This window comes from Mucilaginibacter sp. P2_D11, assembly GCF_056404435.1.
In genome coordinates this window covers 406,842-429,323 of record NZ_JBFUEA010000003.1, presented here as the reverse complement: position 1 = coordinate 429,323, position 22,482 = coordinate 406,842, and the positions used below count along the sequence as shown (strand labels likewise).

Genomic DNA, 22,482 nt, shown 5'->3' with positions numbered 1-22,482 from the left:
AAGATTTTAATATTTCAAAATCATAAATTGAAATATTTCGCAAAATTTAAAAAAAGGAGCGCTTTATAACCATTCAGCACAAATGCAACGAATTATTCTACTTGACGCAATATCGGGCATGATAATTTTCGTTTAACGGCTACCTACTAAAACTATAAATGATTTTATTTTTGGAGTTGAACAACCTAATGGTTAGATTAGTGGTTCATTATTGGCCATGCCTAAACATTTGTTACAAAAACGCCTTAAAGCCTATACGCTAACCGAAATCCTGGTGGTACTCTGCATCATCGGCATCCTCGTGTTCCTTGCCCTGCCCAATCTTTTGCCGCTTATCACCAAAGCGAAAAGCACAGAAGCCAAGCTACAATTGGAATATATTCAGAAACTGGAGAAAAGCTATTATTACGAACATTCCAAATACTCGAATAGCCTTACGGACATCGGTTTCCTGCAGGAAAAACTGACGACCGACAGCAAGGACGGGCACGCTAATTACCGCCTGGAAATTACCAATGCGACTACGACCGGATTTACTGCGAAAGCAACCGCCGTGGTCGACTTCAACGGGAATGGCACCTTCAACGTGTGGGAGATAGACCAGGATAAGAATATCAAAGAAGTAACCCCGGATTGATGTGCAGGCTGCCAAGATCGTTACCCTTATTATATTGGTCATCATGTTTGTGCAGGATATAAAGAGCCGCAGTATTGCCTGGCCATTGTTCCCGGTATTAGCCGCTTTATTCGCAATCCTCCGGTTTACTCCGCATTGGGATTTTTCAAGGATATTGACGGAAGTTGCCGGGCCCTTGATTTGCCTTTTTTTTATGCTAGCGATGGTGTCGTTGTATATTTCTGTACGGTATCGGAAATGGATATGGATCACGGATGAGATGCTCGGCTGGGCCGACGTGCTTTTTTTAGCATGCCTGGCCTTTTACCTACCCCTGCTGAATTATATGTTGTTCTTCATCGCAAGCAGCATAGCGATACTGCTTTCCTGGATTATCTACCAGCTGGTATTTCGGGTCAAATCGAAATTCATCCCTTTCGCAGGTTGCCAGGCTTTGCTGTTGGGCGGGCTGCTCGTCATCAGCTGGACATCGCCCTTCGACGTCACCAGCGATTTGTGGTTCATTAAATTGGCGGGGATATGAAAGTAATGACCGACATCACGCTCCTGACCGAAAACATACACCTGCTTAGTAAAGAACAGGCTTGGCACTACCGCGTCTTGCCCAAAGAAAAAACCGGTAACGGCTTGTATCTTTATTGCGAAGAAGGCAGCTCGGCAGCCGAATTACAAGCTGAACTTGAGATTTTGTTGGATTGCGATATACACCTGGAATACCTGCCTCCATCGGATATCAACAGGCTGCTCTCCACTTATTATATTAAAGACAGTGCACAGCAATCGAATGCATCGCTGCATACCGGCCAGGATGCCGATAATTTTTTGCTTAACCTGATCCGCGAAGCAAAGAACCTAAAAAGCAGCGATATCCATATCGAAACTTACGAGCAGAAATGCCGGGTAAGGATGCGTATTGACGGCATGATGGTAGAGCGTTACCTTTTGAAGAAAGACGACTACCCCGCATTGATCAATAAAATAAAGATACTATCGAACCTGGATATTGCCGAGAAAAGGCTGCCGCAGGATGGGCGCATTAATTACGCCTATCAGCAATATAAATTCGATATCCGGGTATCCGTGCTGCCTACACTATTCGGCGAAAAGGTGGTGCTCCGATTATTAAATAATGATGCCGCTGACATCGACCTTAAACAGCTTGGGCTTTCCGATTTCGACCTGGATAATTACCTGCAGGGTGCCCGCCGCCCCAACGGTATCCTACTGATCAGTGGGCCGACAGGATCCGGGAAGACCACGACGCTTTATGCCACACTTAAATTGCTCAATAAAGAAACCCGCAATATCCTGACCATAGAAGACCCGGTTGAATATACGCTCGAGGGTATCAACCAGGTACAGCTTAAAGAATCCATCGGCCTGGGCTTCGCAGCCGCCCTCCGTACTTTTTTGCGCCAGGATCCGGACGTGATCATGGTGGGCGAAATCCGCGATGTCGAAACCGCTAATATGGCCATCCGAGCGGCGCTTACCGGGCACCTGGTGCTTTCCACCATACATACCAATTCCGCATGGGGTACCGTATCCCGTTTGATCGATATGGGCATCCCTCCTTTTTTAGTGGCCAGCACGCTGAATACCACTGTAGCCCAGCGCCTGATCCGTTTGCTTTGCCCGCATTGCAAACAAAGCGCAGCGATGACAGACGATTTGTATCCGAAACAATTCAAGCCCTATTCGAGCGTGCCGGTGCAGCATATCCCGAATGGTTGCGAACGATGTTATTTTACGGGTTATAAAGGACGAAAGGCCGTTTACGAAGTGATCCCCATCGACCGCGAACTGGCGTTGGATGTAAAAGACGGCAACATGTATATTGCGGACAGGCTTGAAAGTCGTGGCATAAAAACACTGGCAGAGAACGCCTTTGCGCTTTTTAAGGACGGCGATACCTCCTTAGAAGAGATTTACCCTTTATTATTTAATTTTTAACCGGCTTATGTACAGAAAACTTACTTTAATTATTATCATAAGCCTTGCATTGCTGTTCCCGTCCAGGGGTTTCGCGCAGCAAAACAACCAGCGCCTGCAGCAAATTCAAAATACCTTAGACAGCCTTTCGCAGGTTATACCAGGCTTGAACAAAAAGGTACAGCTGTCTATTTCCGGCGTACCCGCCCAGGATTATTTACGGGCAATCGGCAGGGCAAATAATATCAGCTTCCATATCGACCCCTCTGTAAATTTCACCGTAAATAATACTTTCAGCGATGTTACCGCCAGCAATATCCTCCTCCTGCTGGCCCAGCAATACAACCTGGATATCAGTGCTACTGGCATCATACTAGTCATCAAAGCTCATCAGGAACAACTCGTCGTGTTGCGACCGAGGGCCAAAGAGATAAACATCCGTTACAGGGACCTGGACAATGCATTGAGCATGGATTTAAGCAATGATAGCCTGACGGCTGTCGCCAAAAAAATCACGATGCTGTCGGGCAAAAACATCATCGTCCCACCAGGCCTGCAAGGGAAAATGGTGACTGCATTCATATCCGGTGCGAGCTTCGATGTGGCGATGGATAAGCTGGCTTTCTCCAACGAACTGAAGATGGTAAAAACCAATGACAGCTTTTACCTTTTCCAGCCTTTGGACGATAACGAGCAATTGTACGTCAACGGCGACCGAAAAACCGATGTCAAAAGGATATTCAAGCCCATCAATAATGCGCCAGCCGGCAACCTTGGCTTGTCCGTGCAGACCGTCGGCGGACAAAAACTCATTTCCGTAAGTTCAGCCAACTCGGGCATAGCAGAACTCGTGAGGTCGGCATCGCAGGAAATGGGCAAAAGCTATTTCGTGTACTCGGACATCAAAGGCACGATCAATACGATCAACGCCAACGACCTGACGTACGAGAATTTTCTGAACCTGATATTCAAGGGGACCGATTACACCTTCAACCAGGCAGAAGGGGTTTATCTGATCGGCGACCGGAAACTGGAAGGCCTGCGCAGCCATAAGGTAGTGATGCTGCAGAACAGGTCCATAGACACGGTTTTGGCAATGGTGCCCGCAGAATGGAAGCGCGGCGTGGAAATAAAAGAATTCCGCGAGCAGAATACGTTGATATTGTCGGGCTCGAAGCCGCAGATAGAAGAAATTGCCTCTCTGATCAAGCAAATAGACGTACTGGTGCCCCAAATCCTGATAGAGGTAATACTTATTGATGTGCGTAAAACCAGGCGGGTAGCAACAGGCCTCGCGATTGGTACGGCAGATAGCGTAAAAACCGGAGGGTCGGTCCTTCCAGGTCTCGATTACACTTTCAGCTCAGGATCGGTTAACGATTTTCTAAACAAAGTTGGAGGCGTTTTTTCTGTTAACCTTGGACATGTAGTACCGAGTTTTTATTTGAAGATAAAAGCCCTTGAAGATAATAACAACGTTGATGTGCGTTCGGTTCCAAAACTGGCCACATTAAACGGGCACACAGCTTCGCTAAGTATCGGTAATAGTGTTTTTTATAAAAACGTCACCCAAAATTTATATCCTTCTGCAGCCACCAATACCTCCGTTTTTACAAACGAGTACAAGGAATCGGACGCAAACCTCACCATAAAAATCCGTCCGATGGTTTCGGGTGATGACCAGGTGACCTTAGGCATCAATATCGATATCTCAGATTTCACAGCCATTCCCACTGATGGCTCGCCTCCCCCAAAATCGACGAGTAAATTCGAGTCTACGATTCGGGCGCACAATGAGGATATGATCGTTCTGGGCGGCATCGAACGAACGGAGAACTCCGAAAATTCATCAGGGATACCCTTGCTTTCACGTATTCCCATTTTGAAGTATATTTTTAGTAGTAAAAGCAAAACCAGGTCCAAGGTAGTAACGCTGGTATTTATAAAGGCAACAATAATTAGGTAACCGGTGGACATATTAGGACCATATTACAGGATACAGAAAGCAACCGGCATCCATATCCACATCGGGAATGATGGGAATGCTACTTTCGCGGTATGTGGCCTGGAGTTGCATAAAGACCGGCTGGATTTCAAGGGAAAGGCGGTGGGCCTTGCTTCTTTAAAAGAACAGATTGATAATTCAACGGCAACAATCGCGGCGGTGGTCATAACCGGCAAAGGTATCCTGATAAAACAATTGATGAAACGCGGCCCTACCGATAAGGACAATTTTTCGGAAGTGCTGACTAATGCGGATATCGACGATTTCTACGTGCAGGATTTTATCAGCGGGGATAATTCCCATATAGCGGTGATACGCCGCTCAGAAGCGGATAAATGGCTAAAAATAATCATGGAGGCAGGCTACAAGCCCCTGATGTTGTGCCTTGGCCCTTTCCCTGTCGAACATATTATCAATCAGCTCAATGTCTACGGCGAAACGTTCGATTTCAACGGCCATTCGCTCCGGCGCAATAAAGATGGCATATGGCTCGGCTACAAGTATACAGCGGAGGCCGTGTCGCCATTCCTGATCAAAGCTGAAAACGAACCACTGGATGAAAAATTAGTGCTGGCTTACGCGGCTGCTTTCCAGTTGCTTTTATCCGGGCAATTACTGCCGATACGGGCCGATGCCCCTGAACTGGAAAACAAACTACAGGATACGCTGTTGGAAAAAAAGTTCCGTGCAAGGCTTGCCGTATTGCTGGGCGGCATCTTTTTATTGTTGATGCTCAACTTTTTTGTTTTTTTCTCGCTCAATTCTTCCAATCAGGAACTCGCGCAAAGTGTAAGCCGCAATACCCAAACCAGCAGCCAGACCGAAAATATAAACGATGCCATTAAACAGAATGAGCTGCTTTTAAAAGATCTGGGCTGGGATGGCGTACCCAATAAAACGATATTCATAGACCAGCTTGCCCAATTATTACCCGCAAATGTCAGTTGGGAATCGGTCAGTATCGACCCGCCGGATGCAGCGGCTTTAAAAACGCAGCGGGCAATGCGTTTTACCCAAAGGCATATCACCATTACAGGAAGCTCAGCCAATATACTTCCTGTGAACGAATGGATAGCGCGCGCTAAATTGAGACCCTGGGTAAAAAGCATCCGGATGGAAAGCTACTTATTCGATAATGAAGAAGAGACTGGAAAGTTCACCGTTTCGATAGATTACTGAATATGATGAAGGCTTTTTTTATCAAGAACAAATACGGGTTATGGATCCTGTCAGCGGCTTTGCTGTTCATTTGCTACCAACTGGCATTGAAAAAAACTGTGGAAGCCTGGCAACTGAACAATCGTTTGAAAACGCAATTGAACAATGCGGGCGACCTGAGCTACCAGCCTGCCTACCTCGAAAGGAAAAACGACAACTTAAGCAAGCTCGTCAAATCTTATTCCGCCGATACGGCAAATTTCAGAAGCGACATCATCGATAGGATAGCATCGGTAGCCGCCGAAGGAAAAGTCAAGGTAACTTCCGTACCGCTACCCGATGTCGGTTCGCCGGATGAGCGTTTGATTATGCAGCAACTCGTACTTGAAGGTTCTTACTCGGCTTTGATGATGACGGCTCAAAAATTATATGCGTTACAGGGAATCGGCTTAGTCCGTTCGGTTACGCTGAAAATGCCGACCCAACGCCAGTCCTCAAAGAACAAGCCGCTCGTGATGCAGGTGTATATTGCAGCGATACGGCGATAGGCAATATTATTGGAAACTATTGCTCATCTGGAAAAGCGGCAGGTACATGGCGATGAGTATCCCCCCGACGATGATACCCAGGAAGATAATGATCAACGGCTCCATAGCGCTGCTGAGCGTAGAGGTCTTATATTCCACTTCCTCTACGTATTGCTCGGATATTTTCGCAAAAAAATAATCTAATTGATTGGTCTCCTCGCCCACCTTTACCAGCTGCACCATTTTGGCCGGATATATCTTGTACTGCTGCAGGCTTTGATAAAGCGGCTTACCGTTCATGATATCCTGCTCGATCAAGCCGAGCGATGACTCGATAGGATAGTATTCGATCATCTGTCTGATCAGCGCGATAGCCTGCAACAAAGGCAGTTTAGCATTGATCAGCAGGCGCATGGAATTGCAGAAACGGGCAAGATAAATCTTTTGCACCAGATTGCCAATGACCGGTACTTTTAAAAGCATTTTAGAAGCAACTTCCCTGAACTTATCGGTCTTTCTGACAGCAAAGATGCCTGCTGCAATCAAAGCAACAATAAGCACGAACCCCAGGAAATTATTTTCCAGCGCCTGCGATATACTGATAATCTTTTCGGTAACGTATGGGAGCTTGCCACCAAAACGGATAAATACATCGCCGAACATCGGCACTACGAATTTGAGCATGAAAAATACCGCGCTGAATGAGGTAAGCAACACGATGCAGGGATAGGTAAGCGCAGATACGATCTTGCGCCGTTGCTTGATCTTATTCTGGAAATATTTGGCGAGGTCCTGCAATACCTCGTGCAGCTTGCCCGACTCCTCGCCTATCTGCAGGCTGAACACCTCGTAAGCGGAAAAACGCCCGCTTTTCTTTAAGCTGCCCGAAAGCGAAGAGCCATTGGTGACTTCGGAAAGTATGGTACCGAACAGGAGTTTGTCTTTTTCTTTTTCCTGGTCGGCAGTAATGAGTTCCAGGCTGCTTTTTAAGTTGATACCGGCTATCAGCAGCGAACTTAATTCGAGGTATAGATATTCTTTCTTTTTATCCGCCAGCTCTTTGCTCCCAAAAGAGATATCCTTGTTCAGCAATTCGATAATGCCGGTCGCAGAAGTCTTTTGGCTATCCGGCTTTTTGGCCTGCTGATACCGGTTGATGTTAATGGATGGCATTGGCTGTATCGGTCATAAGGTCTTCGGAACTATATTGCTTATGGTAAATATACGGTATCGTGCGGCTTTTGTAAACCAGATCGAACGATAATCCGTCGATGAGGGCGGTGCCTGATTGCGGCCCATCCGTTTGTCCGATGGGCAAACCTTTGAAGCTGAAATCGATATTTTGCGTACTGACCTTGAATGTGTCGGTGATACCGGACGTACGAATGATAAAGGTTGGGGAAAATGCATAGACCGCCCGCCTGTCCCGGCCTGCAAAAACCAGGCTGTCCGGCTCTTTGACGATATGCTGCGCCATGGCAAAATCTTTCTTGAGCAGCCTGTCCAGTTGCGTAAGCTCCAGCACGCCTTGCTGGTCTTGCCGGTATTGATTATAAGCATTGCTGACGATACCGAATACCGTATAAGTGATAGAGATGACTATCGCCGATACGATCATCGCTATCGTGATTTCGAGAATGGTGTATGCCTTCAGTCTTACTCTATTCATCTATCAGCACCTTCCGCATCGTTAGAATGGTGTCGCCTTTCTCATTCCGGGCCGATAGCTGAACTTCGGTTAAAGCCGGGTTTTTCCAATAAGGAAGTATTTGCTGATCGATGGCTAATCCGTCTATGCTGAACGTGGATTTGGCCGGGGTCAAATCTTTCGTCCGCTCAACATCGGCGATCGCTTTATCGAGGACTTTTTGGGCAGTTGCCTTGGTTACGCTCAGTGAGGAACGCGTTACATTGGTTATGACGATTAAAGCGATACCGAACACGATAACAATCACGACCATCGCGATTACGGCTTCGACCAGGCTGGAAGCGTTCAGCATCATCCTTACTTTCTTTCGAGCCATTGCAATACTTTGTTTTTACTTGACATGGAAGGCAGTAGCATACTGCTTAAATAGTAAGGGGAGAGCTTTTTGGCATCCACCGTATTGCCGATAAGGTAATTCTCATAAGCGGAAAAATTATTCTGATAAAGGAAGCGCCCTGTGAATATACTGCCATAAACAAGGTTGTTATTTTTATAGGAAACAATCCCCAGCGAGTACACCTGCCCTTTCACCGAAACATTATCCCCCATTTTGATTAGGGGCAGTAAAGATGCCTTAAATTCCTGCCATGCGGCTACAGTGCCGTTTACAACGGTATGGTTGCCGATGCTGATAAGCGCGCGTCCTTTTTCCAATGGGCTTCGCTTCAGTACTGCCAGACAGGATGGATAGTCAAAAACGCAGCGTTCGCCTACGCTGATGGAATCGGTGGCGAAGAATTGCGCGTTGCCATGAAAGCCGCTGTTGATGACGATGCCGGGAGCCCTGATGATTACGTTACGAAGCGATGTAGACGCGTCTATCGTCAACGTCGTATCAGAGGATATGATAATGTTTCCTTCGATATCGATATCATGCAGCGTTGCGGCGTTTTTGCCCAGATATAGATAACGTACCGGCTGAAGGAACGAGTTTTTGATCGAATCCTCCCGCGGCACCCATGTATTGGCCTTTATAGCTAAATCAGTAGTGTTGTCGAGTAGCTTAAGCCGCTTAGGGTTCAATGGGGGCAACTCTCTTCCGCTGTTTGTTATCCTTCCGATAACGAGATGTTTATCGCCCTCGTAACCGTTGCCGTCTACATAGGCCTCCCGGATACCCGCCTTAGGGATGGATGCAGTCCCCCGGATAAAAGCCTTGCCGCTGACCGATAACGGCCTGTCTTCATCGGGTACGTAAAGCGCGACCCATTTGGCGGTATCGATGGCATCTGCAATCGTGAAGGCGTTATAAACGGTGTCGCCTTGCTTGAATGCTTTGGCAATGCCTACATCGAAGATGCCCCATGGCTTGCGCTGCACCGAAACTGAATCATCGGCCTCATTGAACAGGCCGAACGTGCTTTCCTCCTGGTAGGTATTCGCGGTATCGGCCAGCAGGATATTGGTAGCGGATGCCAGGTTAAGCTGTAGTTTGGAATTACGGAAGCTGCTTTGATATTGCGCGCGGTAGAAGTACCCTGCAACGATAACGGCAGAACATAGTACAGCGATGACCAATGCGATAATGATGACCATGTATAAAGCGGATGCCCTTATCATCGTTTTTAATTACTGGCCTGCTGTTTTTACCGTATCGCGTTGATGCCTTTTATGGGCGAAAAGCTTCTTAATGAACGGGGTGGGCTTCTTTGTCGGCACGCCTTTTTTATAATAAATTACGCCGACCGAGTCTTTGCCGTAATGATCGTAAAGGTACCCGTCCAGTTGCCCTTTAAGGTATTTCCCTTGCTGTGCTAATGAACCGTTGGCATCGAACTTGCTGAAATCCCCGGACTTGATACCATTTTTCCAGGTGGTCGACTGCACCAGCAGCCCGCCTTCGGTCCACTCTTTCCACAGGCCGTTTTTTAGCCCGTTTTTAAAAGCACCCTGCTCTTTTATATTCTTGTTGGGGTAGAATTCGGCGTATGAACCGTTCAATAATTTACCGCTGTAACCACCTTGCGTGGTATGTATCCTGTTCGCGCTGTACCAAAAATATAAGAGGTCTGTTTTAACATCGATATCATCTCCCACTGGCTCTACTTCAAAAAGCAGGCTCCTGTCTGCCTCGTTTATCCGGATACGGTTCGCCCCAAAACCGGGCAGGTTTTGCGAAAATGCGCCCTGCATCCAGCAACAAAATATAATCACTATCACATACCTGTACATATCCTATTGACTGATTTTGATAAATTTGGTCTTACCCTGGAAACCTACCTTCACCGAATCTTTCGCATTCCTGAGTAGCTTTACACTTTCCGATGTCTCGCCTTCCGCTAAGGTAAAATTTCTGCCATTGATGTTCAGCATCGCGAGGGGCTTTTTCGAACCCGTGCTGATGATATAGCCGGAATAGCGGATAAAACCCCAGTTGACGGGCGGCACGAATGGCCTCGCAACCACCGAAGGCGTCTTGATCAATTTATTCACGGCAATCACCGCCGTATCTTTGTCTTCTGCAGCCCCGAAAGGGTCGCGGTAGTTAAGCATCAATTTGGTGGTGTCTTTCACCGGCGCATAATCATTAGGCGTTTCTTTTTTGTCGGCCACTGCTATGGGCTGCAGTAAATCAGCCCCGTCGTTTGCGCTTACCGCAACAAACACCCGGTAGATGATCATCCCCCAAACAACGACGACCACCAAAAGGAGCACATAGGTAAGCGGCTTGTTTTTCATGACCCTTTTATTTGATAACAAAACTACGCATTACGCTCGCCTGCCCTTCATTGCCCGCAGCATCGAGCGCGCTTACCTTCCAATATACACGATCGCCTGAGTTGCCCAAATTGAAATTGCTGCTGAGGCCGCCAACAATCATCGGATAGCTTGCGTTGTATGCCGAAGTAGAATCTGCCTTTAATACGTATAGCTTATATGACGAGGCGGTAACCATGGCACCCCATTGCAGGCTTGCCGGCAACGCGACGACTTCGCCCTTACCCGGCGAAGTCAGGCTTACCTGTGCAGGCGGGATATGGTCTGAACGGATATTCCTCGTGGATGACCATAAGGATTGCGCCGTATCGTTCTCCGCCCTTACCCGCCATTGGTATAGCTGGTCTTTAGGGAAAGTAAAAGTGTATTGCTGTGCAGCAATCGGCTGGTTATAGATAATCTTGCTCTCATCCGCAAAACTGTTGGTATCTACCTGCAGGCGGTACCGGGTTGCCCCGAACATGCTGCCCCATTGAAAAGTTACGGCACTTTGGTTGGTGAGCGCGTTATTGCCTGGTGCGCTCAACTGCACCGATTGCTGCTTGATGGATGAATACAGCACCTCGAAACTCCCCGCAGCGCTATACGCCGTTTGCGAACTGCCGTTCTCCGCCCTCACCCGCCATTGGTATTGCCCCGGTGCCAGGCTCAGGGCCAGTTGATTTTTATTGACGACCGTATCTGCAATAAGTGCGCCGATGGTATCGAACTGGGGGGTGACGATCTGCAAGCGATAGGTTAAGGCATCCTCTACTTCATCCCACCAGAAATTCACCGTGTAGCTTTTGCTTTGGTAATGCGCTCCTGGCGCAAGCAATTTCACTTCGCGTTTATCTATAGATGGTTCAATGAAATCCTTGCAAGATGCCAGGCTAAGGAGCAATAATGCAAACAATATGTAGCGAAAAGGTTTAGCTGTCATTTAACGCTAAAATAAGCAAAAAACTAGTGTAGATGGTTATACGTTGAATTAATATTTGAAAATTAACTTGAAAAATGCGGTGAGAAATTGAATGTCAATATGCCGGTCATTTTTCATTTTTTGAAATATTATTCATCCCTTATATCCCATTTAATCAGCCTTAAGGAGCAGTAGGTTTAATATAGCATCGTAACGTAGCCGCTAAATTTCTCAGCGCTATTTTTTGCCGTAATGATATAATAGTAAACACCCGCTGGCAGTTTTTTACTGTGGTATTGGCCGTTCCAGTTTGTTTCGTAACCCCTGCTTTCGTACACCTCAATGCCATTGCGGTTGAAAACCTTTACGGTGGCCGTAGGGTCGCTCTCTAACCCTGCTATGGCCCAGGTGTCATTTACCCCATCGCCGTTGGGCGTGAAGGTATTTGGGATAATTACCTGCGGGCATTGGTCGGCAACAACTATCTGCCGGGTTGCCTGGCAACCATTGGCATCGGTAACGGTTAAACTCACGGTTTGCGGCCTGGTGACATCGTAGGTTTGGTTGCCCGAAACGCCATTCCAGGCGTAGGCCGAAAACCCTGACGGCGCTGTTAAGGTAACCGTTTGCTGTTTGAATGAGCAAATACTGGTATTTTCCATGGTGAACACCGGCAACGGTAACAACGACACATCAATACTGGCTTCAGCTGTACATCCTGCAACTGAGGTAACGGTTGCTTTATAACTGCCCGCAGCACTCACACTGATCTTGTCGGTTGTTTCCCCGGTTGACCATTTTACTGTACCGCCGTTGTAGGTTGCCTTCAGGTCGATGAGCTGCCCCGCGCATAGTGTGGTCGTCACTATTTCCTCGACGCTAACGGTTGGCGGCGGGCTGAATACAATAGTTTTAACGGCAGATTCCTGTGAACAAAAACTGCCATCGCTGTTTGCGTTATTGCTGGTAATGGATACTGAATAATTGCCGCCGATGTTGGTGGTTAATGCGCTAAGGTTGGTGTTGCTGTTTATCAAAGTACCGCCATTATACCAGTTGATGGTATAGCCGGAACTGACCGGCGTGGCGATTGACAGCTTAGCATCGCCACCGACACAAAAAGCAGGTTTATCAGTTGTGATAACGGGTACCGGTAATTTAACCAGCTCAACCTGCACCGCTTTGGACGGCACCCACGAGCCTTCGCAGGAACTCACTTCAACCATATACCTGCCTGTTTTTGTGATGGCGAGGGCGGCTGTAACATCTCCTGTTAATACACCGTCTTTATACCAACGGTATTGATATGCAGCCGGGCCCGTGACCTGCAGTGTTACGGGCGTACCATCGCAGTACCTTAATTCATTAGGATAGTTAAAAGTAAACACAGGCGCGGGAGTAAAAGCCACCTGCACAGGCTGCGATGGTTTTGCGCAATCAGCTACCGTGCTACTGATCACTACCGAATAGCTACCATCGGTAGTAGCCTTTATAGCTGTCATATCCTTATCCGCAACTATCAAATTACCATTTTTGTACCAGTTAATGGTATAAGCGGCATCGGCGGGTATGTTGAGGGAAAGGTTTGCCTCTGCACCCGCACAGTATATTGGCTTGTCGACTGTAACCTCCGGGACAGGCAGATGGACCAGATCAACCTGAACCTCTTTTGATGCTACCCAACTACCCGTACATGCGCTTAATTCAACTTTATACTTGCCGGTTTTGGTAACGTTCAATGTCGATGTAATATCGCCGGTAAGTGTACCGTCCTTATACCAGCGGTACTGGTAAATGGGGTTGTCATCTACTTTTAGCGTTGTTGATGCTACATCGCAGAATTGCAGTTTCTCCTGGTAATTAAAAGTGAATACCGGGGCAGAGATGAATGTTAATTTAAATGGCAGCGACTGCCGCGAGCAATCTGCTATAGTACTTGTCAGTGCAACCGAATAGTCGCCGTCTGCGGTGGCCTTAATGCTTGTCAGGTCTTTATCCCCTGCTATTAAATTTCCATTTTTATACCAGTTGATGGTGTACGCAGGGTCTGCGGGGATATCGATAGACACGGTGGCCTCATCGCCCTCACAATAAGTGTTTTTTGCGGAGGTTACCTGGGGTGTGGGCAAGTCTATCAGGTCTACCTCCACTTCTTTTGATGCCACCCAGGTATCGGTACAGGCGCTTACCTCTACTTTGTATTTACCGCTTTGGTACACTTTTAAACTTGATGATGTCTCGTTATTTAAAACACCATCCCGGTACCAGCGGTACTGGTAAATGGGGTTATTATCCGTTTGCAGGGTTATAGGGTCACTGCTACAGCGTTGCAGCTTATCGGGGTAATCAAATGCGAATACCGGGCCCGGGATGGTTTTGACCTGGATGTGATTGGTTTCGAGATGGACATTGCTGCAGGATGAGTAAAAGATAGCGGAATAATTCCCGGCTTCGCTAACAGTTAACGACGCACCTGTTTCACCAACGATGTCTTTACCGTCTTTACGCCATTGTATCGTATTCCCCTGGGTATAATTGCCGTTCAGCTGCATTTTCATGGTATTGCCGCTGCAAAGGTCCAAGGTAGTTAGCGGGTCGCTCAACGGGTTGTCAACAGTAAGTGCTTTTACCAATTGGCTGGTATCAAAATTCTTTAAAAAATCAGGGTCGAGCAGGTATAGGCCATCATCTGTGGCCACCCAAACGCCATTCTCGCAGCTGGTAGCAATGTCATCTACAGATCTTCCGGTTGCATTCACACATACGTCATTCACCTTAACGTTCCCAAGCGCATCATAATGATACATAACGAATGTCGCCACTCCGTGTTCAAAAAAATTAAAAGAGAGCGAACTGCTGAAATACAGGCCATTGTCGGTACCTACCAATAAATTATCTTTTGATATGATTGGATCATAAGCGCTGTAAAAACTGGTCAACCCCAAAATGTCGGTTATTTTGTTAACGTTAACATTATCTAAAAAATGATGAAAGCTCAACGGGTCGAAGCCACCATTGTAGCCCATGCTTTCCTGGTATAGCCCATATTCATTCCCCCAAATAAAACTGCCCCCATATCTAATCGGATTTAATATCCCCCCGGGTACATAAAAGGCCGTATTGATTTTACCACCGCTTTCCACCAGATCCAGGATATAGTAACTATAAGCATTATACTGCTGGGAAAATAATACTGGATAAGCGGCTGTGTTCCAGTACGGGACATTTTCATCGGTAAGCATGGTGCCTCTGTACGTACTTGTGAATATCTTTACCGGCTCAAAATAAAGAGCATAAGTATAGTAACTGAGTGTGGCAGATGCAACTTCATATCGGCCCAAACCATGCGTGGTCCCGATCAGCAATATCCCGGGACCAAAAACACCAACATCATTGGTAAGCCCGATAGAAGTTATTTCGCCTTTCAAGGCCTCTTGAGTAGCAACTTCTTTCACCTGGCCGTTTTTGTACCCGATAACGCTTGTGTTGGTGGCTATGAATACCTCCGCCTGGCTATAACCGGCAATATCAATAAACTGCAAACCGTTGTATGCAGAAAATGCAGCTGTCAGGTCTTCAACCGCTTTTGTAAGGCTATTGATACGGTACACCCCATTGTTTTCTGCAAGTATCCATACATATGGGTCGCCAAAATCCCGTTTTAGCTTGAGTATTTTTTTACCTGCTAAGAAATGTGCATTGATATGGAAGTCGATATCCTGCCCGTACGAGGTTAATGAGATAAAAGATATTGCTAATAATACTAAAACTAACCTGGCGACCCGTATCAACATAAAATAAAGCAAAGTTTTTTAAAGGGTAATTGATTTTTCTTCACTGCGGGCAATTAAAAACCTGATAGATTAATATTATTAATTATGGAGCTTGTACGATCGATAAATTTCATTAACAACGCCGTCCTAATTCCTCACCTGTTTTCCGCTGCCATGCATAGGCATCTGGATGAGTCGAGTTTACCTTGAATGCGAGGCACAAGTAGCCTCCCGCGCCTGCCCTAAGCTGCATACCTGCGCCAACCGAGGATATTTCAAAGAGCAGTATAACTACAAGCCTTGAGGTATGCCGTAATACCCGGGATAGCAGATCCTGCTATTATTTGGTCTGCGATTACAAATCCGGGCCAACGTGGAACCTGCAATAGTTACGCCCCGCGCTTTAGTTGTTGGTCATAAGTCACAACAACGGCCAGAACACCAACAAGGGCAGAGCAACAAATTTGTATTTATTTAGCCTTTCTTACTTCCCATCGTGAAGGGTAGTGATTTGGTGGCCTCCCCTGATTAGCAGTCTCAAATCGTCTAATTTGCGGTTGTCGAGGTACATGTTTAAGTTACCTATTTAAATCATTGTATAGTTCATTCAGCTCTTCAATTCTATAGTTTGTCGTTTTTATCTGGCACTCAAGCACTGAGATAGGCATCATTGTTCCCCCTTTATATAAATCTTCGTATACTTTACTATACCTATCTCTAAAAACAATCCAACTTCGCTGAGACTCTTTTAACACGTTGATAGAACTCGAAAGATTTTTTTTAAGAGCATATTTAAATGGATTTATAAATCTTATTTAATTGCTGATTTCTATTCAGGTATTGGTTTGAAAGACATTTATAGTATTCAGTTTTGGAATTTGCTCCAAAACAAGTCGTATCTTGTTTAATTTGACACACTGCATTGAAACTGATGAAGAATAAAGCGATAAAGAAAATGTTTTTTTTCATCTTAATATTTATTAAATTTAACGATAAGTACAAACCCCGGTATTAAACAACGTAATGTTATCTTCTGCTCTTCTAATTGCATACGGAGCTCCATGATCTGTCCATTTCTTAAAATCATGAGTAACAAGATCAAGTCTCCCTCGATTAATGTCCTTTATTAAATCCGTATTGGAGAAAACGATCAGGGCCTACGGGAAATTGAGCCAAACGCAATTTTACTGTAATGTACTTATTTACAATAGCAGCAGTGGCTTGGGCATCCTTAGCCAAAAGGGCAAGATCCTCTGCATGAGTTATAACCCCATTTCTCACATGGTCGAACCTTATGCCCATAACCTACAGTTTTATGGCCATGGGGATCCGTGTAAACATCGCCTCCAACCCAAACTTCATGATGCTTTAAAAGCTTTAATCCGGCTGCAATCAAACTTATCCACCTTAATTTGCATTCTTTTTAACTCCCTATCTAAAGGTGCATTTATATAAATTACCTTTCGTATCCTCTTGATACCATTGACCATATATATAGTCAAATTTAAATCCAAGTAAGTCAATCACCGGAATTTTTCCAGTCACTAACAGGCGTATTTGTTCATCTGTTTTGGGATCATAAACATTGAATCTTTTTGATAGATATTTATATCCCGTACGAAACACGTAATTTTTTCTGTCAAAGGTTAATGTATCTAATTTACCGGCACTATTACTAACATCTGTTGTATCTCCTACATATTCATTACTATTAGCTATCAGAATATAACCTTTGTTATTTTCAATATTCAGTTTCAGCTTTGTTTGCGACAAGCTAATCTTATTTATTGAATCCACTTTATAAAATGTTGTAAAGTAAGCACAGATAATTATTTTGTCTTTTATCACAGTTAAAATCACAGTCTTTTCACTTTCGATATTCGTGCCTCCAAGGTCGCTATAAGTAATTTTCAAAAACTTGTGCTTAAGAACTTCGATACTCTTTGTTGCGCTATATGAATCTAAATAAATCCTGTCTGTGGAGCAAGATATAGCTAAGCCTTCACTGCCCATTCTGTAACTTACATCAATTTTCTTTTTTGCTCCTTCCATTGTTTCAATTGTAAACGAATGGATGTTAGCAGCAAAACAGATCACATTTATACAAACTAAAAACAAAGTGAGAATAATTCTTTTCTTAATCATGACTTATATTATTAAAATTTATCATAGTAATAAGTTTGCCCCTCCAACGATTTGATTGTTATAACCGAGGTTGCTGGATTATAAGCGGACCCTTTGCTATATAAATCAGATGTCTTGATAAAAAAAGTCGCGCCATACGAATAATCAAATTTGTTCCAATCTTCATATGCCTTAATGGCTCCTTTTATTCCTGGGTTACTCATGTCAAATAAAGAATTAGGGTCTTTTACAGCCATTATAGAAGTATAATCCTCACGTTTATCACGAACTGCATTATAAGCACTTTCAATTTTGCCCCGACTAATTTTATAGAGCCAATTTGGGTCACTTAAATCTATCTTTAATTTTTTCATCCTGTTTATCATCGAACTTGCCACAGCGGCGGTTGCTAACGGATTGCGTCCAGTTCTAGTTTCTGCCAAGGATATAGCGACAAGTTGTATTAATCCTTGTGGAGCATTCCGTGCCTGGTTAGCAGCTATGCCCTTATTGTATTTATCTTGGCTTATAACTTCTATATGAGCAGACACAACTTCGCCCGTTGTCGCGTTATAAGTGGTGGTAGATTTAGAATATATATACTCGTTGTCTTCATGCTCTTGATTTACCGCTGCATTATATCCGTCTATATAATTTCGGTCGCCTTCCATCACAGCGTTAACCCAGGCTTCCTGTGCCTGGCTTCGTAAGTTGTCTTCATAACGACCTTTCATTTCATTCATTTGCGTCTCGAGCCCCTTCGCTGCCTCCGTATTCATAGCGTTCTGTAAATTGATACCTAATCGAGTGTAAGCGTAAGCCCTGGCATCATAAGCAGCTTGCTGCATACGGATTTGGTTTTCGGGGTCGGCACCCGAGGGGTCATTTAACCCAACCGGGTCATTAAAGGCAAAGTTATAAGGGCTCCATCTGGCATATTTATCAACCATCATGTCAATGGCGTTAAAGCGGCCTATTTGCGGGTCGTATTCACGCAGCGGGGTGCTGTAGTTTTCGTCCCCAAAATCGCCCTGCAGTTCCGAGCCGCCGTTATACAATTGCTTGTTGGGCACGGTTGATTGGGCCGTTCGCACTACTATCCCCTGCATCGTCATCCCAAAGGCATAATATTCGTTCTCCTGGGTCATTTTAGCTACGCCGCTCCCGTTATCCTGAAAGCTTACACGGGTGTTGCCTATATGGTCTTTTATAAAGTATTCGTAAACAAAGGTGGTGGCCGTGGTGTTGCTGGTTACCCGGCCTTCGGCCATGCTAAAATACGCCAGGCTTATGGCGGTTGAAGGTGTAGTGGTGTAAACAAATCCATCCATATAATCGGTCGTAGTGGTGCCCGATGCCGTCTGCACTGTTTTGCGCAGCCGCGTGCCCGAGGCATCGTAAGTGTACACTACACTACCATTGCCTGCCGTAACTATGCTGCTTACTTTGTTCAAATCGTTATAGCTGATGGCCTGGCCCTTGTTTACATCGGTTAATAAATTGCCGTTGGTATCATAAGTGTACTGGGCAAACGTGGATGAGTTGCTTGTATTAGCCGTACCCTTGTAGCCCATGGCATTGTTAGAGGCATCTGTTACGTTCAATAACTGGTTACTGGCATTGCTGTTTAGGTAGTTGTAACCAAGTTGGTCGAATGTTGTTGGCGCGCTTGCCCCCGATGCCCAAGTGTTGCGGATTAACGATAGAATGTTTCCATTATTGTCGTACCCGCCAATAATTTCGTTATAGCCGGCCAGTTCGGCATTCCAGGCCGTGCCACTGTTCGCGGCGTATTGCGCAGCGATCAAACGGTCGGCATTATCGTAAGCATATACATAACTCCGCTGCCTCACCGGGTTTGTTGATGTTGAATTGAGGTCGTTGGCTTTCCATTTTATTTCGGATATTTTACCGTTATATTTTGGTGTATTGCCTAAACCCGTAGCATCGGCCTGGTTATACAATATCGTTTCGCCCCAAAGGTCGTTGCCATCACTATTGGTGGCCCCGCCATCGGGGCTTAAGGTACTGTTATTTATGCTGGTTAGCCAGCCCCGTATGTTATAGCGAAAATCGACGGTTTGCAGGTAGCCCCCGCCGGCGGTTTGCCCCAACTTTTTGTCTTTCAGTTGCCCCAGTTCGTTGTATTCGTATATGGCTACAACCTTGTCGGCGCCGCCGTTAATATTCATGGCTATTTGGGTAACCCTGCCCATCAAATCGTAAACAGGCTTGTTTACAACCGCAGTGGCGCTTAACGATTTTACTTCTTTGGTTTGCGTAACCTGGCCCGCGTAAACGTCTACAGCCATGCTGGTAACATCCTGGGCACTCTGGTTAACCAGGTTATTGCTCTTTTTTTGTATCGCGTTGCCAAACTGATCGTAAAATACGGCTTGCTTTATCCAGCTATTGCTGCCGATTACCCGTTTATAGCTCCCGGTCAACAGCCCGCTGGCATCGGCCGCGTTGATCGCCGCGTAGCCAGCGCCCGGGTCGCTGTATTGATAATCCGGTGTACCGTTATTATCAAAATCGTAATCGTCATAATAGTTAACGGCCAGCACATCGGCATCGGCTATAGCCGGAAAAGCCTGGCTATTGGTGTAGCCATAAGTGGTGCCCGCAGCCCTGGTTTCGTAGGCAAACATGCTTGTATTGTTGTAAACCAGGCCATCAAGGTAGTTTTGCAATATTAGCTGGTTGGTTGCGCCGACCGCCGGTACTGGCGGGCTATAGGTATATAGCCCGGAAATTACCACCCGGTTTGCCGCGTCGTATTTGGTAGCGTACCATTTATCGGCTGCGCCATATGCGTGCCGTAGCCTGCCGTCCTGCGTCAATACCAATCGGTTATTACTGTCGTACACGTAGTAAACCGCCTCGGCACCAGGTGCTTTTTTGGCTGCCAGGCGGCCTTTGGCATCATACGTATAGGAGGTTGCCCATGCTCCAATAAAAGCAGTATTAAAAGCTGGCGGAGAAGCCCCGTAAATTCTTTTTACGCCTTCTGGCGATACCTGGTACAGTACATTCCCTAAATCATCGTAAATTACGATGGATTCGAGGTAATTATTAGCGCCTGCCTGTACTTTTTTCGATACCGTTTGCCCAAGCTTATTGGTAAAGGTTAAAACATGGCTTCCGTTTTCGTCGGTTACGTCGCTTACCGACAGTTGTGTTTCAGTATAGTAGGTACTGGTCGGCCCCGATGAGTTCCATACCCGGATATTATCGGCGGCGGTATTCAGCCGGAACGTGTTTTTTAAGGTATGGTTGCCGGGCTGCCAGTCGGCACCTGGGGCGCCGCTTTCCAGTACCCTGTACAACGGCGAATTGTCATACACGGCAGCGGCGAAAGGGAAATTGTCCGTCGCGATCTGCTGTCCGGAAGTTTGATAAAATGTTTGTTGCGCCGTTAGCGGGCTTGGTTGCAACGAGCCATCGTTTGTTGCTGCGGTATAAGGCAGGTATTGTTTAGGCTGGCCGCCATATTGGTCGTAGGCCATAAACTGTACAATATCCTTTTGCAAAGGGCTACCCTGCATAACGGTGCGTTGTACTGGCCTGCCCAGGCCATCCATATAACTAATCTGCGTTTGCGCGTTGGTAGAGTTGATAGCGGCCTGGGTGGTAACGCCCCCCTTTTTTATATAGTCTTCCCGTACAGAGTTCCGCGAAAGCAGGGTAGGGTCGTCCAGGCCCCCGGCAACGGTAATTGTCAGGGTGGTTGTTCCGCTGCCGAGATTGTTATAAGCTGTTACCGTATAGTTTGTTGCCGGAGATGACGCTGTAGGCACACCGGTGATGGCGCCATTGCCTGTATTAAAGTTTAACCCGGCCGGCAGGGCCGGGCTAATGGAAAAATTCGTGTTGATTATTTTTCTGATTAAATTATTTGCATAATCCGCTACATAAATATTCCCCTGGCCATCGGCCGCTACTCCAATGGGATAATGAAAGCTGGCCGAAGAGCCTATGCCATTGGCCGAACCCGCTGAACCTGTACCCGACAAGGTGCTTACGTTACGCAAATAGTCGATCTTCCTGATCTTATTGTTAACCTGGTCGCCAACGTAAATATTGCCCGACCCGTCTACAGTTAAACCGGCAGGGTGGTTAAAAGCCGCCGAAGTCCCCTGCCCGTCAGTTGAACCCGTGGTATAGCTGCCGGCACGTACGGTTTCGGTGCCGTCGGGAGCAATTTCATTAATAATGTTATAGCCCGCATCCGCGGCGTACACATAGCCGCCGGAATTTGTGGCAACAGCCAAAACGGTATTAAAACCGGTTGCGAACGTGCTCACTACGCCCGATGGGGTGATTTTACGGACCGCGTAATTACCTAAATCAGCTACAAATACGTTGCCGCTCGGGTCTACAGCTACCCCATAAGGATTATTAAACTTTGCGGAAGCGGCCGCGCCATCGGTATACCCTTGCGTGCCGTTGCCCGCGTAAGTGCTTACATAGCCACCCGGCGTAATCTTCCTGATCCGTTGATTGCCCTCATCGGCTACATAGAAATTGCCGGCGGCATCAACGGCGATGCTTGTCGGGCTGTTAAATTTGGCCGCTGTACCCTGGCCATCAACATAACCACTTGTACCACTGCCGGCCAATGTGCTTACCGTGCCGGAAGGTGTGATCTTCCTGATCAAATTGTTCGTCCGGTCGGTTACATATACATTGCCTGCGGCATCGACAGCCATACCCATCGGGTTTGAGAAGCTTGCCAAAACACCATTCCCATCGGCCGAACCTGCCGTGCCGCTGCCGGCAAAGGTAACGGTTTGCCCGTTAGGCGACGAGGCGCTACCGCTATAAGAAGGGGTTAACGTAGCAATGGCCGAATTGACAGTATAGGTTTGAGGGCCTGTATAGCTGATTACAGGTGCCTGCGCGCATGCGTTTTCGGTAAACTGCAATAACACTAAACCCAAGAGCAACTTTAAAAGTTTAGTAGCGTAATTTCTTTTCATAAAATCAATTTGAAATA

General features: G+C 46.2%; 17 protein-coding genes. 6 read left to right on the top strand and 11 right to left on the bottom strand.

Annotation, left to right across the window (positions count from 1 at the left end; all coding sequences use genetic code 11):
* Positions 1 to 217 precede the first annotated feature (217 nt).
* The 6 genes from AC1DXC_RS06675 to AC1DXC_RS06650 are packed head-to-tail and all read left to right on the top strand — an operon-like array spanning position 218 to position 6,280.
* Positions 218 to 637, top strand: a complete 420-nt coding sequence (locus AC1DXC_RS06675; RefSeq protein ID WP_477458362.1) for a type IV pilin protein — start codon at positions 218 to 220, stop codon at positions 635 to 637.
* 1 nt (position 638) lies between these two features.
* On the top strand, positions 639 to 1,160 hold the full coding sequence (locus tag AC1DXC_RS06670; protein ID WP_477458361.1) for a prepilin peptidase: 522 nt from the start codon (positions 639 to 641) through the stop codon (positions 1,158 to 1,160).
* Entirely contained in the window at positions 1,157 to 2,590 is a 1,434-nt protein-coding gene (locus tag AC1DXC_RS06665; RefSeq protein ID WP_477458360.1) for a GspE/PulE family protein, read from the top strand. Before AC1DXC_RS06670 ends, AC1DXC_RS06665 begins: the two co-directional genes overlap by 4 nt.
* Positions 2,591 to 2,597: 7 nt before the next feature.
* Positions 2,598 to 4,535: a type II secretion system protein GspD gene (locus AC1DXC_RS06660; RefSeq protein ID WP_477458359.1), complete on the top strand. Its 1,938-nt coding sequence runs from the start codon at positions 2,598 to 2,600 to the stop codon at positions 4,533 to 4,535.
* A 3-nt stretch (positions 4,536 to 4,538) separates the two neighbouring features.
* Positions 4,539 to 5,753 carry a hypothetical protein gene (locus AC1DXC_RS06655; protein ID WP_477458358.1) on the top strand — a complete coding sequence of 405 codons (1,215 nt, stop codon included), beginning with the start codon at positions 4,539 to 4,541 and terminating at the stop codon, positions 5,751 to 5,753.
* Positions 5,754 to 5,755: 2 nt separating this feature from the next.
* Entirely contained in the window at positions 5,756 to 6,280 is a 525-nt protein-coding gene (locus tag AC1DXC_RS06650) for a hypothetical protein (RefSeq protein ID WP_477458357.1), read from the top strand.
* A 6-nt stretch (positions 6,281 to 6,286) separates the two neighbouring features.
* Here AC1DXC_RS06650 and AC1DXC_RS06645 read toward each other — a convergent pair whose 3' ends face one another.
* The 11 genes from AC1DXC_RS06645 to AC1DXC_RS06595 all read right to left on the bottom strand — a co-directional run bounded on the left by AC1DXC_RS06645 (position 6,287) and on the right by AC1DXC_RS06595 (position 22,465).
* Positions 6,287 to 7,432: a type II secretion system F family protein gene (locus AC1DXC_RS06645; protein WP_477458356.1), complete on the bottom strand. Its 1,146-nt coding sequence runs from the start codon at positions 7,430 to 7,432 to the stop codon at positions 6,287 to 6,289.
* The gene (locus tag AC1DXC_RS06640; protein ID WP_477458355.1) at positions 7,419 to 7,928 is read right to left on the bottom strand and encodes a PulJ/GspJ family protein; all 510 of its coding nucleotides are present in this window, start codon (positions 7,926 to 7,928) and stop codon (positions 7,419 to 7,421) included. Before AC1DXC_RS06640 ends, AC1DXC_RS06645 begins: the two co-directional genes overlap by 14 nt.
* Positions 7,921 to 8,262 carry a hypothetical protein gene (locus AC1DXC_RS06635; protein WP_477458354.1) on the bottom strand — a complete coding sequence of 114 codons (342 nt, stop codon included), beginning with the start codon at positions 8,260 to 8,262 and terminating at the stop codon, positions 7,921 to 7,923. The genes AC1DXC_RS06640 and AC1DXC_RS06635 overlap by 8 nt, the downstream gene beginning before the upstream one ends.
* A gap of 2 nt (positions 8,263 to 8,264) precedes the next feature.
* Positions 8,265 to 9,527 (bottom strand): hypothetical protein, encoded by a 1,263-nt coding sequence (locus tag AC1DXC_RS06630; protein WP_477458353.1) that lies wholly within the window; start codon positions 9,525 to 9,527, stop codon positions 8,265 to 8,267.
* Positions 9,528 to 9,536: 9 nt separating this feature from the next.
* A complete protein-coding gene (locus tag AC1DXC_RS06625; protein WP_477458352.1) occupies positions 9,537 to 10,100 on the bottom strand; it encodes a toxin-antitoxin system YwqK family antitoxin in 564 nt (187 codons plus the stop codon).
* 42 nt (positions 10,101 to 10,142) lie between these two features.
* Complete coding sequence (locus AC1DXC_RS06620; RefSeq protein WP_477458351.1) at positions 10,143 to 10,646, bottom strand: hypothetical protein; 504 nt, start codon at positions 10,644 to 10,646, stop codon at positions 10,143 to 10,145.
* Between the two features lie 7 nt (positions 10,647 to 10,653).
* Positions 10,654 to 11,607 carry a fibronectin type III domain-containing protein gene (locus tag AC1DXC_RS06615; RefSeq protein ID WP_477458350.1) on the bottom strand — a complete coding sequence of 318 codons (954 nt, stop codon included), beginning with the start codon at positions 11,605 to 11,607 and terminating at the stop codon, positions 10,654 to 10,656.
* Between the two features lie 176 nt (positions 11,608 to 11,783).
* A complete protein-coding gene (locus tag AC1DXC_RS06610; RefSeq protein ID WP_477458349.1) occupies positions 11,784 to 15,380 on the bottom strand; it encodes a T9SS type B sorting domain-containing protein in 3,597 nt (1,198 codons plus the stop codon).
* Positions 15,381 to 15,937: 557 nt separating this feature from the next.
* Positions 15,938 to 16,114 carry a lysozyme inhibitor LprI family protein gene (locus AC1DXC_RS06605; protein ID WP_477458348.1) on the bottom strand — a complete coding sequence of 59 codons (177 nt, stop codon included), beginning with the start codon at positions 16,112 to 16,114 and terminating at the stop codon, positions 15,938 to 15,940.
* A 676-nt stretch (positions 16,115 to 16,790) separates the two neighbouring features.
* A complete protein-coding gene (locus AC1DXC_RS06600) occupies positions 16,791 to 17,504 on the bottom strand; it encodes a hypothetical protein (RefSeq protein WP_477458347.1) in 714 nt (237 codons plus the stop codon).
* A gap of 11 nt (positions 17,505 to 17,515) precedes the next feature.
* Positions 17,516 to 22,465 carry a DUF6443 domain-containing protein gene (locus AC1DXC_RS06595; RefSeq protein ID WP_477458346.1) on the bottom strand — a complete coding sequence of 1,650 codons (4,950 nt, stop codon included), beginning with the start codon at positions 22,463 to 22,465 and terminating at the stop codon, positions 17,516 to 17,518.
* Positions 22,466 to 22,482 lie beyond the last annotated feature (17 nt).

Coding starts and splice junctions, on each gene's coding strand:
- AC1DXC_RS06675 (WP_477458362.1), top strand. CDS start 218: ATGCCTAAACATTTGTTACAAAAACGCCTTAAAGCCTATACGCTAACC.
- AC1DXC_RS06665 (WP_477458360.1), top strand. CDS start 1,157: ATGAAAGTAATGACCGACATCACGCTCCTGACCGAAAACATACACCTG.
- AC1DXC_RS06660 (WP_477458359.1), top strand. CDS start 2,598: ATGTACAGAAAACTTACTTTAATTATTATCATAAGCCTTGCATTGCTG.
- AC1DXC_RS06650 (WP_477458357.1), top strand. CDS start 5,756: ATGATGAAGGCTTTTTTTATCAAGAACAAATACGGGTTATGGATCCTG.
- AC1DXC_RS06645 (WP_477458356.1), bottom strand. CDS start 7,432: ATGCCATCCATTAACATCAACCGGTATCAGCAGGCCAAAAAGCCGGAT.
- AC1DXC_RS06640 (WP_477458355.1), bottom strand. CDS start 7,928: ATGAATAGAGTAAGACTGAAGGCATACACCATTCTCGAAATCACGATA.
- AC1DXC_RS06635 (WP_477458354.1), bottom strand. CDS start 8,262: ATGATGCTGAACGCTTCCAGCCTGGTCGAAGCCGTAATCGCGATGGTC.
- AC1DXC_RS06630 (WP_477458353.1), bottom strand. CDS start 9,527: ATGATAAGGGCATCCGCTTTATACATGGTCATCATTATCGCATTGGTC.
- AC1DXC_RS06625 (WP_477458352.1), bottom strand. CDS start 10,100: ATGCAGGGCGCATTTTCGCAAAACCTGCCCGGTTTTGGGGCGAACCGT.
- AC1DXC_RS06620 (WP_477458351.1), bottom strand. CDS start 10,646: ATGAAAAACAAGCCGCTTACCTATGTGCTCCTTTTGGTGGTCGTCGTT.
- AC1DXC_RS06615 (WP_477458350.1), bottom strand. CDS start 11,607: ATGACAGCTAAACCTTTTCGCTACATATTGTTTGCATTATTGCTCCTT.
- AC1DXC_RS06610 (WP_477458349.1), bottom strand. CDS start 15,380: ATGTTGATACGGGTCGCCAGGTTAGTTTTAGTATTATTAGCAATATCT.
- AC1DXC_RS06600 (WP_477458347.1), bottom strand. CDS start 17,504: ATGATTAAGAAAAGAATTATTCTCACTTTGTTTTTAGTTTGTATAAAT.
- AC1DXC_RS06595 (WP_477458346.1), bottom strand. CDS start 22,465: ATGAAAAGAAATTACGCTACTAAACTTTTAAAGTTGCTCTTGGGTTTA.